Annotated in this window: 15 protein-coding genes; 4 read left to right on the forward strand and 11 right to left on the reverse strand. The window is 67.9% G+C overall.

The features are described from left to right. Positions 1–74: 74 nt before the first annotated feature. From DXK21_RS06210 to DXK21_RS06235, 6 genes are all read right to left on the reverse strand, one after another. Entirely contained in the window at positions 75–1,346 is a 1,272-nt protein-coding gene (locus DXK21_RS06210; protein WP_114816910.1) for an O-acetylhomoserine aminocarboxypropyltransferase/cysteine synthase family protein, read from the reverse strand. Positions 1,347–1,476: 130 nt separating this feature from the next. After that, complete coding sequence (gene ychF, locus DXK21_RS06215; RefSeq protein WP_114816911.1) at positions 1,477–2,574, reverse strand: redox-regulated ATPase YchF; 1,098 nt, start codon at positions 2,572–2,574, stop codon at positions 1,477–1,479. 275 nt (positions 2,575–2,849) lie between these two features. After that, entirely contained in the window at positions 2,850–3,332 is a 483-nt protein-coding gene (locus DXK21_RS06220) for a copper chaperone PCu(A)C (protein ID WP_114816912.1), read from the reverse strand. 14 nt (positions 3,333–3,346) lie between these two features. Next, a complete protein-coding gene (locus tag DXK21_RS06225) occupies positions 3,347–4,726 on the reverse strand; it encodes a PepSY-associated TM helix domain-containing protein (protein ID WP_114816913.1) in 1,380 nt (459 codons plus the stop codon). Continuing rightward, positions 4,726–6,795 (reverse strand): TonB-dependent receptor family protein, encoded by a 2,070-nt coding sequence (locus DXK21_RS06230; RefSeq protein WP_114816914.1) that lies wholly within the window; start codon positions 6,793–6,795, stop codon positions 4,726–4,728. Before DXK21_RS06230 ends, DXK21_RS06225 begins: the two co-directional genes overlap by 1 nt. A 75-nt stretch (positions 6,796–6,870) precedes the next feature. Then, positions 6,871–7,257 (reverse strand): hypothetical protein, encoded by a 387-nt coding sequence (locus tag DXK21_RS06235; RefSeq protein WP_114816915.1) that lies wholly within the window; start codon positions 7,255–7,257, stop codon positions 6,871–6,873. A 117-nt stretch (positions 7,258–7,374) separates the two neighbouring features. On the opposite strand from DXK21_RS06235, the gene DXK21_RS06240 reads away from it, so the two are divergent. Further along, a complete protein-coding gene (locus DXK21_RS06240) occupies positions 7,375–8,799 on the forward strand; it encodes a DUF4139 domain-containing protein (protein WP_114816916.1) in 1,425 nt (474 codons plus the stop codon). A 4-nt stretch (positions 8,800–8,803) separates the two neighbouring features. Then, positions 8,804–10,417: a DUF4139 domain-containing protein gene (locus tag DXK21_RS06245; protein WP_114816917.1), complete on the forward strand. Its 1,614-nt coding sequence runs from the start codon at positions 8,804–8,806 to the stop codon at positions 10,415–10,417. Between the two features lie 252 nt (positions 10,418–10,669). On the opposite strand, the gene pth is transcribed toward DXK21_RS06245, so the two are convergent. From pth to DXK21_RS06265, 4 genes are all read right to left on the reverse strand, one after another. Next, positions 10,670–11,287, reverse strand: a complete 618-nt coding sequence (gene pth, locus DXK21_RS06250) for an aminoacyl-tRNA hydrolase (protein WP_114816918.1) — start codon at positions 11,285–11,287, stop codon at positions 10,670–10,672. Between the two features lie 87 nt (positions 11,288–11,374). Continuing rightward, positions 11,375–11,989 (reverse strand): 50S ribosomal protein L25/general stress protein Ctc, encoded by a 615-nt coding sequence (locus DXK21_RS06255; protein WP_114816919.1) that lies wholly within the window; start codon positions 11,987–11,989, stop codon positions 11,375–11,377. 146 nt (positions 11,990–12,135) lie between these two features. Beyond that, entirely contained in the window at positions 12,136–13,167 is a 1,032-nt protein-coding gene (locus DXK21_RS06260) for a hypothetical protein (protein ID WP_114816920.1), read from the reverse strand. Between the two features lie 95 nt (positions 13,168–13,262). Continuing rightward, positions 13,263–14,198: a ribose-phosphate pyrophosphokinase gene (locus tag DXK21_RS06265; RefSeq protein ID WP_114816921.1), complete on the reverse strand. Its 936-nt coding sequence runs from the start codon at positions 14,196–14,198 to the stop codon at positions 13,263–13,265. A gap of 241 nt (positions 14,199–14,439) precedes the next feature. On the opposite strand from DXK21_RS06265, the gene DXK21_RS06270 reads away from it, so the two are divergent. Then, on the forward strand, positions 14,440–15,255 hold the full coding sequence (locus DXK21_RS06270; protein ID WP_114816939.1) for an outer membrane protein assembly factor BamD: 816 nt from the start codon (positions 14,440–14,442) through the stop codon (positions 15,253–15,255). Between the two features lie 83 nt (positions 15,256–15,338). After that, positions 15,339–17,036: a DNA repair protein RecN gene (recN, locus tag DXK21_RS06275; protein WP_114816922.1), complete on the forward strand. Its 1,698-nt coding sequence runs from the start codon at positions 15,339–15,341 to the stop codon at positions 17,034–17,036. Here recN and DXK21_RS06280 read toward each other — a convergent pair. Further along, complete coding sequence (locus tag DXK21_RS06280) at positions 16,993–17,826, reverse strand: hypothetical protein (RefSeq protein ID WP_114816923.1); 834 nt, start codon at positions 17,824–17,826, stop codon at positions 16,993–16,995. The genes recN and DXK21_RS06280 overlap by 44 nt on opposite strands. Positions 17,827–17,843: the final 17 nt, after the last annotated feature.

Below are 17,843 nucleotides of genomic sequence, written 5' to 3' on the forward strand. Positions count from 1 at the left end.
ATCGAGGATTCATGTTCAGGCCCTCCGCCCTTGCAGGGCGGAGGGCCTTTTCATTGCCGAGGTGAGGCGGGCGGTCAGACCGCCGCCAGGGCCTGTTCCAGGTCCGCGATAAGGTCGTCGATGTGCTCGATGCCGACCGACAGGCGGACGGTGTCCTCGGTCACGCCCGCCTTCTTCAGCTCGTCGGGCGACAGCTGGCGGTGGGTGGTCGAGGCGGGGTGGCAGACCAGGGACTTGGCGTCGCCGATGTTGACCAGGCGGGTGAACAGCTTGACCGCGTCCTGGAAGCGCCCGCCGGCCTCGCGGCCGCCCTCTACGCCGAAGGTCAGCAGACCCGAGGCCTTGCCGCCGAAATACTTCTGGATCAGGGCGTGGCCGGGGTGGTCGGGCAGGCCGGCGTAGTTGACCCATTTCACCTTGGGGTGGCCCTTCAGATAGTGAGCCACGGCTGTGGCGTTCTCGACGTGCCGGTCCATGCGCAGGGCCAGGGTCTCCAGCCCTTGCAGGATCAGGAAGCTGTTGAACGGCGAGATGGCCGCGCCGGTGTTCCGCAGCAGCACGGTCCGCACCCGGCCGATATAGGCCGCGGGACCCAGCGCCTCGGTATAGACGACGCCATGATAGGACACCTCGGGCTCGTTCAGGCGGCGGAAGCGCGCCTTGTGCTCGGCCCAGGGGAACTTGCCGCTGTCGATGATGGCCCCGCCGATGCTCGTGCCGTGGCCGCCGATGTATTTGGTCAGGGCGTGGACGACGATGTCGGCGCCGTGCTCCATCGGGCGGGTCAGGTAGGGGGTCGGCACGGTATTGTCGACGATCAGCGGCAGGCCTTGGGCGTGGGCCGCATCGGCCAGGGCGGCGAAGTCCACGACATTGCCCAGCGGATTGCCGATGGACTCGCAGAAGACCGCCTTGGTCCGGTCATCCGTGTTGGCGGCGACGGCGGCGATGTCGTCGGCGTCGATGAAGCGCACCTCAATGCCGTACTGGGGCAGGGTGTGGGCGAACAGGTTGTAGGTGCCGCCATAGAGGGCGCCGGTGGCGATGATGTTGTCGCCGGCCTCGGCGATGGTCAGGATGGCGTAGGTGATGGCCGCCATGCCCGAGGCCACGGTCAGGGCCGCGATCCCGCCCTCCAGCGCCGCCAGACGCTGCTCCAGCACGTCGGACGTCGGGTTCATGATCCGGGTGTAGATATTGCCCGCCACCTTCAGGTCGAACAGGTCGGCCCCGTGCTGGGTGTCGTCGAAGGCGTAGCTGGTGGTCTGATAGATCGGCACCGCGACGGACTTGGTCGTCGGGTCGGGCGTATAGCCGGCGTGGACGGCGAGCGTGTCGAACTTCATGCAAATCCCCGGGGAGTATGACGCGGAAACCGCGCCTTCATTCCCCGAGGCTAGCAAACCCCGAACGGCAATGGGATTTCAGATTTTCTGCGGGGCCGGTCAGATTTTCTAACCGACCCCTGTGACAGTCTTAGTTGTTGAACAGGAAGTGCATGACGTCGCCGTCCTTGACGACATAGGCCTTGCCTTCGGCGCGCATCTTGCCGGCTTCCTTGGCGCCCGCTTCGCCCTTCAGGGCGACGAAGTCGTCGAAGGCGATGGTTTCGGCGCGGATGTAGCCCTTTTCGAAGTCGGTGTGGATCACGCCGGCGGCTTGCGGGCCGGTGGCGCCGACGGGGATGGTCCAGGCGCGCGCTTCCTTGGGGCCGACCGTGAAGTAGGTCTGCAGGCCCAGCAGCTTGTAGGCCTCGCGGATCAGACGGTTCAGGCCGGGCTCTTCCAGACCCAGGGTCTCAAGGAACTCCTTTTGCTCCTCGTCGTCCAGGACGGCGATTTCCGACTCGATCTGGGCCGAGATGACCACCGAGTTGGCGTTGTCCTCGGCGGCGCGCTTGGCCACCAGGTCGGACAGCTCATTGCCCTTGTCGGCCGAGGCCTCGTCGACGTTGGCGACGTAGAGAGCGGGCAGGGAAGTCAGAAGCTGCAGCATGTGCCACGCCTTCTCGTCTTCCTTGTCCACCTGGGCCACGCGGGCGGGCTTGCCGGCGCGCAGCGGCGTCAGGGCCAGGTTGATCAGGCGCAGGGTCTGCTGGGCGTCCTTGTCGCCGCCCTTGGCCTTCTTCTCGACGTTGACGACGCGCTTCTCGAGGCTTTCGAGGTCGGCCAGCATTAGTTCAGTCTCGATGATCTCGAGGTCCGAAATGGGATCGATGCGGTTTTCGACGTGGGTGATGTCGTCATCGACGAAGCAGCGCGCGACAAAGGCCACCGCGTCGCAGTCGCGGATGTTGGCCAGGAACTGGTTGCCCAGGCCCTCGCCCTTGGACGCGCCGCGCACCAGACCGGCGATGTCCACGAAGGTGATCCGCGAGGGGATGATCTCCTTGGACCCGGCGATGCCGGCCAGCACCTCCAGGCGCGGCTCCGGGACCGCCACGTCGCCGGTGTTCGGCTCGATGGTGCAGAACGGATAGTTGGCGGCCTGAGCCGCCGCCGTCTTGGTCAGGGCGTTGAACAGGGTGGACTTGCCGACGTTGGGCAGGCCGACGATCGCGACTTTAAGAGCCATGGGATTCCTCGTGAGCGCGAGCCTTTAGCCGGTTCGGGGCTGTTTGTCAGGTGCGGCGGTGTCTGAACCCTCTCCGTTGGGAGAGGGCTCGAGCCTCCAAGAGCGAAGCGATTGGAAAAGGCGAAAGGGTGAGGGGGCTACCTGTAAGTCGGCGTGAGCGGCGCCGCGGCGGCTTGCGCCGACGGCTGCCGCCAACCCTCACCCTTTCGCGCAAGAACGCTCGCTGACGCTCGCGTGCGCTCAAGCCCTCTCCCATCGGGAGAGGGACGCCGCTGCTACTCCTGCGAATCCACCACCGGCGGCTGCTTGACCGCCGCGTGGACGCCGATGGCCGGGGCCTTCTCGAAGGTCAGGGTGAAGGAGGCGACGCCGCCGTCCACCAGCGGGTCGCGCAGGCCCATCAGCATGATGTGCGTCGAGCCGGGCTTCAGCTCGACCTTCTGACCGGCGGGCAGGGGCAGGCCGTCTTTCAGCTCGCTCATGCTCATCATGCCGTTCTCCATCTTCATCTCATGGATCTGGGCGGTGTCGGCCAGAGGGGTGGAGACGCTGACCAGGCGGTCGTCGGACTCGGCGGTCAGGGTGACGTAGCAGCCGCCGGCCTTGGCGCCGTTCGGCGTCGGGCGGCACCAGGCGTCGGCGACCGTGACGGTTCCGGGGACGGCGGCGGCGTCAGCGGGCTTTTCCGCCGGCTGACCGCAGGCGGCCAGGGTCAGGGCGGCGGCCGACAGACCGGCCAGGGCGAACAGGGATTTCATCGAGGTGTTCCTTTCTAGGAGGCGACGGTCTTGGACCCGGCGAACGTCCGTACGACTCGATCGAGCAGCAGGGCGGCCACAAGGCTCAGTCCCGTCAAGGGATAGAGGATGGACAGGGGAATGACGATGCACAGCACCGCGGTTCGGGCGCGAGCGCCGGGGGGCGAGGGCGGGGCGCCCAGGCGACGGCGCGACAGGCTGGGCGGGCGACGTTTCCACCACATGACCAGACCGCTGATCGCCAGCACCCAGACGGCGATGCAGCCCACCAGCATCAGGATGCGGTTGATCCAGCCGTACTGCATCCCCTGGTGGACGGCGATGCCCCACTCAAAGCCCTTGGCCATGAGGCCGAACTGTTCCCAGCGCAGGTCGGCCTTCACCGCCCCGGTCGCGCCGTCGACATAGAGGCTGCGCGCGTCCTCGGCCTGGCGCGTCTGGCGCGCGACGGTCCAGGCCAGGTCGGACGATTGCGGGATGCTGACGGTGAAGGGGCGGGGCAGGCCCCGTTCACGCGTGGTTTCCAGCACGCGGCTCAGGCTGGGGGCTGCATGGCCGTGAGCAGGTGCGGGCAGGACGGCCTTCTCCAGCGTCCAGCCCACGCCGGCCGGGGCGTCGTGCGGCTTGGCATGGCTCCAGGGGCTGGCGGCGGCGGGCGCGGGCGGACGGCCCAGACCTGTGCCGCGCATCACCCCCATGAACTGATCGCCCCAGACGGCGGACCAGGGCATGCCCGTCACCGCCAGGAAAATGATCACCCCGCCGACATAGAAGCCGGTCACGGCGTGCAGGTCGCGCCAGAAAGGGCGACGACCCGCATCGGTTTCCTGAAGCCGCAGCACCGCCCCTGTTCTCCGGCGCGGCCACCACAGATAGAGGCCGGTGGCGCACAGGATGACGGCCCAGCCCGCGACGATCTCGACCAGGATGTTCAGCGCCTTGCCGACCGGCCCGCCGACCAGGCTGAGGGAATGCAGCGTCTTGATCGTCTCGGTCACGCCGCCATAGGCGGTGACGCCCGTGACGCGGGCCGTATGAGGATCGACGAAGACGGTCCGGCGCGAACCGTCCGGGCGATCCACGCGGATGCGCACGGCCTGATTGGATTGCGCCGGGACCAAGACGTTCGCGGCTCGTCCCTGTCCAGCGAGGGCCGCCGCCGCCAGCCACTGATCGGGATCGGCCGTCTGCGCGCTGAGCGGGACCTGGATCATGGCGCGATAGACGGCCTGATCGATCTCGTCCTTGAATAGGTAGAGAGCCCCGGTCAGCGTCAGCAGCATCAGGAAGGGCATGACCAGCACCCCGGCGTAGAAGTGCCAGCGCCAGACCGCGCGATAGGCGCCGGACATGATGTCCGGCGCCTCGCCCCTGCTTTTGGCGGGACGGCCCATCAGTAGGCCAGCCTGACGCCGATGAAGACGGAGCGTCCCTCGCCGGGGAAGAAGACGGCGCTGGATGCGTCGCCGACGGTCACGGCGGAGAACTCGCCGACGTAGCGTTCGTTCGTCAGGTTGCGGGCGTCGACATAGACCGAGGCGTGGGACCCGATGTTGAACCCGCCGGTCAAGCCCAACACCGCATAGTTCGGCGCCTTCGCCTTATTGGCGTAGTCGACATAGGGGCTGCTGATCCGCCACTCGACCGAAGGCGTGACAAAGACGCCGGAGGGGTGACGCCAGGTCAGCTCGGCCCGGTACTGATGCTCGGGCACCACCGGCAGGCGGTTGTCGCCCCAGCGCGCATCGCCGTCGAAGCGGAAGTCGCTCCAGGTCCAGGTCTGGCGCAGCAGCAGGGAGCCGTCCGCCAGTTCTACGGGCAGGCGCCAGTCCAGACCGGCCTCGATCCCCTGGTGGATCGTCTTGTCGGCGTTGAAGGTGGCGGCGGGAATGTCCGGGCCGGTGATGAAGTTCAGCATCTCGCCGTCGATCTGGCTGCGATAGGCGGTCAGGTCCCAGGCGAAGGCGCCGCGCCGTCCGCGCGTGCCGATCTCGGCGGTCCAGGCGTCCTGAACCTCGACCGGGACGAAGCCGGCCAGCGGGGCCTGCACCAAGGCCCCATAGGTCGGCGGCTCGACCGAGCGGGTGACGTTGGCGAAGACCTGGGCGCCGTCTTCGGCTTCCCACAACAGGCCCAGACGCGGCGAGAACCAGTCGTAGTCGATGCTGTCGTCATTGGCCGGGGCCAGGTGGTCGCGATAGTCGCGCGTGGCGCGTCCCCAGGACCCGCCCGCCACCAGGGCCAGCCGGTCGGTGACGAACAGCCGCCCCTCGGCGAAGACGTCCAGCCCCGTCGCCTCCTGCTTGCCCTTGGCCGTCAGGGCGCCGCGATTACCGGCGATGTTGACATAGCGCAGGGCGTCCAGGTCGCCGTCACGCCAGCTGAAGCCATAGAAGGCGTCGGCGCGCAGACCCGCGACCTGACCCGTCCAGTCGATGCGGGCGAAGGCGCCGCGCGTGGCGCTTTCCTGATCCACGACCTGGAAGATCGGGTGATAGAGCGACTTCTCCCAGCCCCAGACCGCGCCTTCGAACAGGGTGGTCTCGTTGAAGCGCCAGCGCGTCTGCAGCGTCAGGCGCTTGACCGTCAGGTCGCGGGCCTGATCCCCGGTCAGGGCTGAGGTCGAGGCCATGCGCGGCGTCTTCAGCGCCTGATCCAGCGTCAGGGCGCCGGGGATGTCCTGCTTGATGTCCGCCGCCTGGGCGATCAGGCGCACCTCGCGGTCCTCGCCGAACGAACGCCCGGCGTTGACGGTCAGCCGGCCTTGCGACTGTTCGCTGTGGTCGCGCCAGCCGTCGCTCTGCATCCCGGTAACGGCGGCGTAGACGTCCCAATCGCCGTGCGTGCGCGCGATGGCGGCGTGGCCGCGCCAGGATTCGAAGCTGCCGCCTTCCAGCTGAAGCAGGTTCTCTTGCAGCGCCGTACGGCCCGTCGGCGTGACCAGGTTGATCGCCCCGCCCAGCTGCGCCCCGCCGAAGCGCAGGGTGTTCGACCCCTTCCACACCTCGATGTAGCGGGCGCTCAGCGCGTCCACGCTCTGGAAATCGGAGAAGCCGTCGGCGTCGGCGAAGGGCACGCCGTCCTGGGCGAACAGGACGCCGCGCTGGTGGAAGCCCTGGGCGATGCCGGAGCCGCGAATGGAGAGTCGGCTTTCCTCGCCATAGCGTTTCTGGGCGAGGACGCCGGGGACGTTCCTCAGGGTGTCGGCAAAGCCCTGGGCGAAGCGGTCGGCATAGCTCTCGGCCGAGACGACGGCGACGGCGCCGGGGGTGCGGCTGAGACGGTCGCGCGCCTCGGCCACGACGGCGGGGTCCTCGGCGTTGCGGCGGCCAGTGACGATGATGCTGTCGACGACGGTGGCCGGGCCGTCACTTTCGGGCAGGTCGGAGGCAAAGGCGAAGCTCGGCGCCAGGCAGGCGCCGATGAGCAGCGCGCACGGCGCCGCAGTGGTCTTGAAAGACATGAAACTGGAATCCTGAAAACAGAAATGCAGCCGCGCGGCCCGTCAGCAGGCGCGCGGCGTCGATAGGTCTGGTTTTCAGGCGTGGGGAGGGGCGGTGGACGGCGGGCGCGGCGGGGCGCGGGCCGGCGGCGGAGGGCTGACGCGGAAGGGCGCATAGGCGACCGGCGCGACCATGCGGACGGCGGGAGCTGGAGCGGGGGCCGGCGGTTCGGGCAGGGCGGCCAGCAGGGGCATGACGCAGGCGGCGCACTTGGCCCCGACGTGCTGCTTGGCCGGGCCGTCGACGCCGCCCGTCTGGATTGTCTGCGGCCCCTCGGCCGAGCAGATGACGATGGGCTGACCGGGAACCGAGGCCGCCAGGGCCGCGAACGGCAGCAGGGTTCCGATCACGATGGCGAACGTCGCGGCCAGGAAGGCCAGCGAGCGCGCAATCGACCAGTTTTCACTCTGGGACCGGGTCACAGGCCGGGGCTTAAACCTTCCCGCAATGTGAAGCTAGAGCGACGGGACGCCGCGCACCCTCGACAACGGCCGTTTCTCCGTGTCAGCGTGGCCCCCGAAACGCTCAGGGAAGACCTCATGATCCGCGCACTCGGACCCTTCGCCGTCGCCATGCTGCTGGCCGCGCCCGTCTTCCCTTCTCAAGCAGGGGCGCAACAGGTGGAGGAGGGGCCGGGCGGTCCCGACCGCGTCTCCCTGACCGTCTATAATCAGAACATCGCCCTGGTGGAGGACGTGCGGAACCTGAACGTGCCCGCCGGGCGCTCGCGTCAGGAGTTTCCGGGCGTGTCGGCCAGCATCCGGCCCGAGACGGTCGGCCTGTCGGGACGCGGCCTGTCGGTGGTCGAGCAGAACTTCGACTATGACCTGCTGACGCCGGGCAAGCTGATGGAAAGCGCCGTCGGCGGCGACATCGGCATCGTCCGCACCAACCCCGGCTCGGGGGCGCAGACCACCGAGCGCGCCCGCGTCCTGGCGGCGAATCAGGGCGTGGTCTTGCAGATCGGCAACCGGATCGAGGTGCTGCGCGACGACGGGGTGCCGACGCGGGTCATCTTTGACCGGGTGCCGGAAAATCTGCGTCCGCGCCCGACTCTCAGCGTCACCCTGGACGCCGAAGGCGCCGGCCGTCGCGAGACGACGCTCAGCTATCTGACCACCGGCCTGGCGTGGAAGGCCGACTATGTCGCGCGGTTCGACGAGAAGGCCGGCAAGCTGGACCTGACCGGCTGGATCACCATCACCAACAACTCCGGCGCGACCTTCTCGAACGCCCAGACGCGGGTGGTGGCGGGCGACGTCAACCTGATCAACCAGGGCGGCTACAACCCGCGCGGCGTGGTGCGGCCCGGCCAGCGCGGCAACGGCACGCAGACGGGCGGGCAGGGCGCCCTGGCCGACGTCTATGTCTATCCGCTGCCGGAAGCCGTCACCGTCGCCAACAACCAGACCAAGCAGGTCGGCCTGATCGACGCGGCGGGCGTGCCCGCGACCAAGCGCTATCTGAACGTTATCGACGGCTTCCAGACCTTCGAGGAGCCGGTCGCGGCCGAGGTCGGCGTCATCTTCTTGAATGGATCGGGCAACGCCGCCCTCGCCCTGCCGGCGGGGGTCATGCGCGTCTATGTCAAGGACGAGGCGGGCGAGCCGCGCTTCATCGGCGAGGATCAGGTGGATCACTCCCCCGCCGGGTCCGAGATCGTGGTCACGACCGGAGACGCCTTTGACGTGACGGTGCAGCCGCGTCTGGTCTCGTCCGAGCGCACGTCCAAGCGCCTGGTGGACTATTTCCGCACCCGCTATGCGATGGAATACACGGTCCGCAACGCCCGGCCCGAGCCGGTGACGGTCGAGGTGCGCCAGCGCGGTCTGGGCCGCGACACCGAGCTGAGCGATCAGAGCATCGAGGGCGAGATGCGCGACGCCCGCACTGTCGTCTGGCGCGTGCCTGTGCCGGCCAACGGCGAGACCAAGCTGACCGCGACCATCACGACCGGCGGCTGATCCGATGCGCCGCCTTCTGGCGATCACCACGGCCCTGACCGTCCTGGCGCCCTCGGTGTGGGCGCAGACCGAAAGCGTCTCCGCGCGCCCGGACACGGCGACCGTGGTCATCTACCGCGACCAGCCGGTCGATACGGTCGCCCTGATGGAGCAGTCGCGTCAGCCGTGGAGCCGGCTGGACCGTGAGGGCCTGGCCCTGATCGTCGAGACGCGCACCGTCGATCTGCCCGCGGGCGAGGGGATCATCCGTTTCCGGGGTCTGGCTACTGGCGTGGTGCCGCAGAGCGCGGTGCTGGAGGGCCTGCCCGCCCATGTGGTCGAGCGCAACGCCGACTTCGACCTGCTGTCGCCCGCCAGCCTGATGGAGAAGTCGGTGGGCGAGGTGGTGCGCGTCGTCCGCACCAACCCGGCAACCGGCGAACAGGTCGAAAAGGCCGCCGTGATCCGCGCGGGGGCGCAAGGCACGGTGCTGGAGATCGATGGCCGGTTCGAGGCCCTGGACTGTTCCGGCCAGACCGAGCGCGTCATCTTCGACCGCATGCCCGAGGGGCTGGGCGACCAGCCGGTGCTGTCGGTCCGCACGCGGGCCGAGCGGGCCGGGCGCCACACCGTGACCCTGGCCTATCTGGCGACGGGGCTGCAGTGGTCGGCGGACTATGTGGCGCGTCTGGACCCGTCGGACGGGACGCTGGACCTGACCGGATGGGTGACGCTGGCCAACTTCGGCGGGACGGGCTTCCCTGACGCCCCGGTGCAGGTGGTGGCAGGGACGCTGAGGAAGGACGCGGGGACCGTGCCGGTGGAGCCGGTGGTGCGCTATCAGCAGAACCAGTGCTGGCCGCAGGGGACGACGACCTTGGGATCGGGCGAGGACTACGGCAATGCATACATTGGAGCGGCCCTGAAGGAAGACCGGGTCGAGTACAGCGGGCCGCCAATGCCGGCTCCGTCGGCACTAAGGGTTCGAGAAGAGGTCATCGTCACCGGCAACCGCGTCGCCCGTCAGGGTGAACTGGGCGACTACAAGATCTACACCCTGCCGGAGCCGACCACCGTGGCAGCGCGCCAGACCAAGCAGGTGCGCTTTCTGGAGCGCGAGGGCGTGGCCTATGAGCGGCTCTATCGCGCCAGCGTGCTGAACAACGACGACGAAGCCCGTCCGACTGGCATCGTGTTAAAGCTCAGGAATGAAGAAGCTGCCGGGCTCGGCCTGGCCCTGCCGGGCGGCTCGGTGGCGGTGATGCAGCCGGACGGGGCGGGCGGCGTCCTGCTGGCCGGTCAGGACCGGTTCGAGGACAAGGGCGTGGGCCTGCCGGTGCGTCTGTCGTTCGGCGAATCGCCCGACGTGCGGGTGCAGACGCGGCTGGTGAAGTCGACCAGCTCGACGCGCGGAGCGGTGACGACGGACCGTTCCGAGATCGAGACCACCGTCACCAACGCCCGCGCCGAGCCCGTCACCGTCGAACTGGTCGCCGACGCGGCGATGTCGCGCGGCTTCCGCATCCGCAGCCAGTCGATCCGCAGTCGTATCGACGACACCGGCTATCCGGTCTGGACCCTGACCGTGCCCGCCAATGGCGCGGCGACGCTGAAGGCGGCGTGGACGACGACGGATTGAAGAATGCCACCCTCTCCCGATGGGAGAGGGCTTGAGCCTCCAGGAGCGCAGCGACTGGCAAGGCGAAAGGGTGAGGGGCGACGGTCGATGTCGGCTGAAAGCCGTCGCTCGAACGTGGGCGCGCTTCCCGGCTGATTTCACGCAGACATCGCTACGGCTCACGCCGACTGGAGCCGCGAACCCTCACCCTTTCGCGCAGCCGATCGCCTCCGGCTCTCGGGCGCTCAAGCCCTCTCCCATCGGGAGAGGGGCTTACTCCCCCCGCGCCGCCTGCCTGGGGCTGAACTTCGGCGCGGGGGCCAGGCGCATGACCTCGCCCTGATAGCGTTCGTCGTCGCCCGCCACGGCGAAGGGCAGGGCGTCGGCGCAGGCTTGCAGCAGGGCGTCCAGCCAGGGCTTCTCGGCCTTGTGGAAGTCGCCCAGGACGTGGGGCATGACGAGGTGGCTCTCGCCCGGATGGCCGACGCCCATGCGGCCCCGGCGGAAGTCGGCGCCCAGGTGGCTGATCAGGCTGCGGACGCCGTTCTGACCCGCTGCGCCGCCGCCGGTTTTCATGCGGAAACGGCCGGGGGCCAGGTCGATCTCGTCGTGGAAGACGATGATTTCGCTGGGCTTGATCTTGTAGAAGCGCGCCGCCTCGCCGACCGCGCGGCCGCTCTCGTTCATATAGGTCTGAGGCTTCATCAGCAGGACCTTGACCGGGCCGTCGGCGCTGTCGACCTCGCCTTCGCTGATGATGGACTGGAACTTGGCCCGCTCAGGACCGAAGCGCCAGCGACGCGCGATCTCGTCCACGGCCATGAAGCCGATGTTGTGGCGGTTCTTTTCGTATTTGGGGCCCGGATTGCCCAGACCGGCGATGATGATCATGCGGACCTCATGCCCGCTGATCCGGGCAAAGAAAAGCCCCGCGCCGGCGAACCGGGCGGGGCTGAAATCTTCCGACGAAGAAAACTCTTAGGCTTCTGCTTCGCCTTCGGCGGTGGTGTCGCCGGCGTCCGACTGACCAGCGGCCGAGTTCTTGATCGTGGCGATCATGAAGTCGCGGTCGGCGATGACCGTCGTCGCGCCCTTGGGCAGGTCGATGTCCGAGATACGGATGTTCTCGCCGATTTCGCGACCCTTCAGGTCAACGACCAGCTCGTCGGGGATCAGGTCGGCGGCGACCAGGATTTCGACCGAGTGACGGACGATTTCCAGCATGCCGCCGGCGCGGGTGAAGGGGGCTTCGTCAGCGTTCTTGAAGTGAACGGCGATCTCGATCTTGACCGGGGCGTTGGCGTCGACGCGCATCAGGTCGAAGTGCAGCGGGCGGTCCGACACGGGGTCGAACTGGACCGTCTTGGCGATGACCGGCTGGGTCTCGTCGCCGTACTTCAGGGTCACCAGGTGGCCCAGCAGCTTGCCGGTGTAGAGGGACTTGCGGAAGTCCTTCTCGTTCACCGAGATCGAGACGGGGGCCTTGTCGCCACCGTACAGGATGCCAGGCACAGCGCCCGAGCGACGAACAGCGCGTGCGCTGCCGGTGCCTGCGCCTTCGCGGACGTCAACGTTCAGAATGATCTCGGCCATCGGGCTCGCCTCAATAACAACAGTAACGCCGCGCCAACCGGGGCCCGCGCAGCGGGGTCATGAACCCTCGAATTCAAGAGGGCGGGCTATTACACGGATCAGGGGGAGGACGCAACCGCCCCGGTCGGTTTCAGCCCGCCATCGCCTCAGCTCATGCCGCTTCCCGGCGTGGGATTGGTTTCAGCGACCGTCACGGTCGGCGTCGTCGCAACCGGCATGGGGCCCGTATATTGGGCCGTGCAGATGGCCAGATCGCGCACGATGTGGCGGCCCGCGCAGAACATGTCCTCATAGCTCGGGCGCGAGGCGGCCAGGCACTGGAACAGCATCAGCTTGGACATGCTGGTGCAGAATTCGTTGTTTGATTCGTTCGTCAACGCGTCCGTATTGGGCTTGGCGTCGTCGCCTGCGGCTCCCAGGGCGGCCAAGGCGGCGATGGCCAGGGAGTTGACCATGGCGGGCGTGAAGGGGGCGCTGCGCTTGGCGGGGGTCAGGTTCAGGCCCGTTCCGCTGTTGGCGGCGGCGAACAGACGGGCGCTTTCCTCGGCGGACGGCAGTTGCGCCGCCGACAGGGTCTTGGCGCTTTGCAGGCGCGTATCCCGGTTGGCGATGGGGGTGACGGCCCAGCGGCGACGCGGATCGCGGCGCTCCTGGATCGTGTAGGCGTCGCCTTCGACGGCCTCGGCGAGGGCCGTCAGGGAGGCGATGTCCTTGCCCATGGTCGCCGTGATCAGACCGGCTGCCGCGTCTGCGCCGGGCAGGGTGGCGGCATAGGCCGGGTCGGCCACGATGCTGGCGATCATCTGCTGGCGCAGGGCCGGCGTGGAGCCGAACTGGCGCACCCCCGCGACATATTCGGGTGACTGCAGCGCCAGGATGGAGCCGTAGGCGATCATGCCGCGCGACAACTGGGCCGGCTCATAGGCGGCACCCTTGCGGATCGCGGCCTGGATCGATTCCGCGTCGGGGAAGCCGGCCTGGATGGTGCCGACCTCACGCACAAACGAGACATAGATCGCGGCGGCCTGAGCCACGCTCTCGTTCAGGCTGACCGCCGGCAGGGGCGTCGGCGGCGGCGGAGGCGGCGCGACCGGCTCCGGCGTCGAGCAGCTGGCCAGAATGGCGGCGGCGGCGATGGCGGCGACGGACAGGCCGCGGCGCAAGAAGGCCTGGGACATCGGCGAACTTCCCTCTAATCGAACGCGGGGCGCGCAGAAGCGCGCCCGAGAATACTGAAGCGTCTTATATCGCTGAGGGAATGGTTATTCGAAGGTTAATCGAACAGCTTCGAGACCGATTCCTCATTGGCGATGCGGCGGATAGCTTCGCCGATCAGAGGGGCCACGGATACGGTGCGAATCTTTCCGCACTTCAAAACTTCGTCAGGCTGTTCGATGGAATCGGTGATCACCAGCTCCTTCAGCGGGCCGTTGGTGACGCGCTGAACCGCCGGTCCCGACAGGACGCCGTGGCTGATATAGGCCGAGACCTCGGTGGCGCCGCGGTCAATCAGGGCCTGAGCCGCGTTGACCAGGGTGCCGCCCGAATCGACGATGTCGTCGAACAGGATGCAGCGGCGGCCTTCGACGTCGCCGATGATGTTCATGACTTCGCTCTCGCCCGCCTTGGGGCGGCGCTTGTCGACGATGGCCAGATCGGCGTCGAGGCGCTTGGCCAGCGAACGGGCGCGCACCACGCCGCCGACGTCGGGCGAGACGATCATCAGGTCGTCGCCGCGCGGATAGTGGTCCTTGATGTCCTGGGCCAGCACCGGGGTCGCGACCAGGTTATCGGTCGGAATGTCGAAGAAGCCCTGGATCTGACCGGCGTGCAGATCCATCGTCAGGACGCGGTGAGCGCCCGCGCGGGTGATCATGTTGGCGACCAGCTTGGCCGAGATGGGCGTGCGCCCGCCGGTCTTCCGGTCCTGACGCGCATAGCCGAAGTAGGGCATGACCGCCGTGATCCGCCGCCCCGACGCCCGCACCAGGGCGTCCGTCATGATCAGCAGCTCCATCAGGTTGTCGTTGGCCGGATAGGAGGTCGACTGGATGATGAAGACGTCCTCGCCGCGGACGTTCTCTTCAATGACGGCGAAAACCTCGTTATCGGCGAATCGTTTCACCTGAGCCTTGGTCAGCGGCATGTCGAGGTGGCTGGCGATGGCCTGGGACAGAGTCCGGTTCGAATTGCCAGAGAGCAGCTTCATTACCGGTCATCCTTTTGCCGTCATCGCTGCGCCAATGAGCGCAGTCGTTTCTGGACGCGCTCTTTAGCAGCGGATCGCTTTGCATCAACCCGTCATGACGGATTTCGCTGCATTGGCATGGTCGCAGTCGCTGCTATAGAGGTCGCCGTAACGACAGCGGCGCACCGGGGGTGCGCTGTGACCAAGGCATCTTAAGAGGTCGCCCTTGCCCGCTTCGAAGTTCCGTTCCGGCCTGACCCTGATGACGGTCGCCGTCGCCGCCCTGACGGTTTCCGCCTGCGCCGGAACCAAGCCCCGTCAGAAGCTGGCCTATGAAGAGCGCCCGGTCGAGGCGCTCTACAACACCGGCTATCAGCGCCTGCAGTCCAAGCGCTGGTCCGACGCCATCGACTATTTCCAGGAAGTCGAACGCCAGCATCCCTATTCGGAGTGGTCGCGCCGCGCGATCCTGATGCAGGTCTACGCCTATTATCAGAACAACAACTATCAGGACGCGATCGCGGCGGCTGACCGCTTCATCGCTCTGTTCCCCGGCAATCCGTCGGCGGCCTACGCCTTCTACATGCGCGCCATCTGCAACTTCGAGCAGATCGTCGATGTGGGTCGCGACCAGGGCTATGCCGAGGCCGCTCTGGTCGGTCTGCGCGACGTGGCGCGTCGCTATCCCAATACGGCCTACGCCACCGACGCCCGAATCAAGATCGACATGGTCAACGACCAGCTGGCCGGCAAGGAAATGGCCGTGGGCCGCTTCTATCAGCGCGCCAGCCAGCCGCTGGCGGCCCTGAACCGCTACAAGGCCGTGATCAACAATGAGGCCTTCCAGCGCAGCTCGCACACGCCCGAGGCCCTGTATCGTCTGGTCGAGGTCAACGTGGCCCTGGGCCTGGCCGAAGAGGCGACCCGCAACGCCGCCGTCCTGGGCCACAACTACCCGGGCAGCCCCTGGTACGCTGAAGCCTACGCCCTGCTGACCGAGCGCGGCCAGCGCCCGGATGTCCAGCCGGAAGCCAAGCGTGAAAGCTGGCTGCAGCGGATCATCCCCGGCGGGGCCTGATCTGAGGGGGAACTGCGGAAAGACGCTGCGTTCCCCTTCTGTTTCCGGCTACACTGGGCTGTAAAGTCGAATCAAGCTGGCGCATGCTGACCACACTCTCGATCCGTGACGTCGTCCTCGTCGACGCCCTCGACCTGGAGGTCGGCGAAGGCCTGACCGTGCTGACCGGCGAGACCGGGGCCGGCAAGTCCATCATTCTCGACGCCCTGGGTCTGGCCCTGGGGGCGCGCGGCGACGCGGGGCTGGTGCGCGCCGGCGCCAAGCAGGCGGTCGCCACCGCCGTCTTCACCGCCCCCGACGACGCCGCCGTCATCGACCTGCTGGCCGAGCGCGGCTTCGAGGTCGCGCCGGGCGAGGAGCTGATCCTGCGCCGCGTCGTCTCGGCCGACGGCCGCAGCCGGGCCTACGTCAATGACCAACCGGCGGGCGTCACGGCCCTGCGCGAGATCGGCGCCCTGCTGGTCGAGGTGCATGGTCAGCACGAGACGGTGGGCCTGCTGGACTGGAAGACCCACCGCGCCCTGCTGGACAACTATGGCGGCTTGCAGCCCCAGCTGTCGGGCGTAGCCGCCGCCGCTGAACGGCTGAAGGCCGCGCAAGGGCGTCTGGATGCGCTGGAAGCCTCCGCCGCCGAAGCCGCCGCCAAGGCCGAGGAGATCGCCCTCAACCTGGCCGACCTCGACGCTCTGGACCCGCAGCCGGACGAGGAGACCGAACTGGCCGGCGAACGCGCCATCCTGGGCGCCTCGGAAAAGGCCGTGGCCGATCTGGCCGACGCCCGCAACCTGCTGGGCGGGGACAAGCTGAGCCAGCGTCTGGCCTCGGCCCTGCGCGCCGTCGAACACGCCCGCCAGCGCGCGGTTCAGGCGGGCGCCGAGGGCGACAACCTCATCATCATCAAGCTGGGCCTGGCCGCCGAGGCGGTGGACCGCGCCCTGGTCGAGGCGACCGAGGCCGTCGCCGCGGTCGACGCCGCCGCCGACGCCTTCGACTTCGAACCGGGTCGTCTGGACAAGGCCGAGGAGCGGCTGTTCGCCCTGCGCGCCGCCGCGCGAAAACTGAACACGACGGTCGACGCCCTGCCGAGCCTGCGCGTGCGTCTGCGCGAACAACTGCGTCTGATCGAGAATGGCGCCGAGGCCCTGACCCATGCGCGTCGGGAGGTGGCCGTGGCGATCGAGGCCTATGACGTGGCCGCCATGTTGCTGACCTCGGCGCGCGAGGCGGCGGGCGACCGCCTGACCGCCGCCGTCATGGGCGAGCTGGGGCCGCTGAAGCTGGATCGTGCCCGGTTCCGCGTGACCCTGGAGCCTATCGAAGGCCGTCGCGGCCCTCTGGGCGTCGAGACCGTGCGCTTCGAGGTCGCCACCAACGCCGGCACGCCCTTCGGGCCCCTGGACACCGTGGCTTCGGGCGGCGAACTGGCCCGCTTCGCCTTGGCCATGAAGGCGGCCTTGGCCAGCCGCGAGGACCAGCGCCAGCCGGTCATGATCTTCGACGAGGTCGATCAGGGCGTCGGCGGCGCCGTGGCCGAGGCGGTGGGCAGCCGTCTGCAACGCCTGTCAAACGGGGCCCAGGTCCTGGTCGTCACCCACAGCCCTCAGGTCGCCTCACGCGGCCACGCCCACTGGAAGGTCCGCAAGGCCGACCACGACGGCCACACCCGCACCTCCATCGACGTCCTGGAACCCCATCCCCGTCAGGAAGAAATCGCCCGGATGCTGTCCGGCGCCGAGATCACGGACGAAGCGCGAGCGGCGGCGCGGGTGCTGATAGGCTAGGGCGCAGGACGTCGTCCCAGCCCATGCTGTTGCAGGCGACGCTGGCTGAACGGGCGATGCCTTGTTGATGCAGGCGTGGGGCGCGTTGGGGATTCAGAGGGCCTTGATCCAGCGCCTCCTGGAAGGGGACGATTTCGACGCCGGCCAAGCAACTGCGCGCCATCTTCTCTTCCACGATATAGGCGCGAGTTGCGTCGGAGGCTTCTCCCCAGGTCCCGTCGAGGGCGTCCGCTATTGTGCCCTCCGCATTTCGATACAGCAGCCAGCCAGGGTGGATTGCATTTCTTCGGGCGAAATCCAGCTGCAACTCTGCAAGCTGGGATAGGGCTGTCACCACCTCTTCAGGATCGCCCTGGCTGCGGCTCTCGGCAATCAGCATGGGGTCCATGCCCCCGTGAATGACGATCAGCGCGCCGGGCTCAACCTCCAAACGGCCAGCCAGGGGCAGGAAGTAGTTGGCGCATGACGAACTGCACTCTTTGCCAATGCGCATGCTGAGGCGGCGCCGTTCAAAGTGGCGACCGATGGCGATAGCCGCTTCAACGGAACCGCCGCTGCTGTTCAAGACCAGCTCGGTCGTCGTGGGCTGAAAGCGCGCCGCCACACAGGCGGCCATGGCGTCGTCGATCTCGCCTTGAATAGAGAAGACGGTCGGCGAGACCTGCCGACAGTTCTCGTCATCGGCATGGGCGGTCGGCAGGGCGGTTAGGGACCAAGCGCTGAAGAACAACAGAAGCCAGGCCAGACGCGGTAAGGCGTGGCCTCTAGTAAAAGTGGAACGTGCGCTCATGGAGCAACACGACCACA

Origin of the sequence: Brevundimonas bullata (assembly GCF_003350205.1) — a bacterium.
GTDB lineage: Bacteria > Pseudomonadota > Alphaproteobacteria > Caulobacterales > Caulobacteraceae > Brevundimonas > Brevundimonas bullata.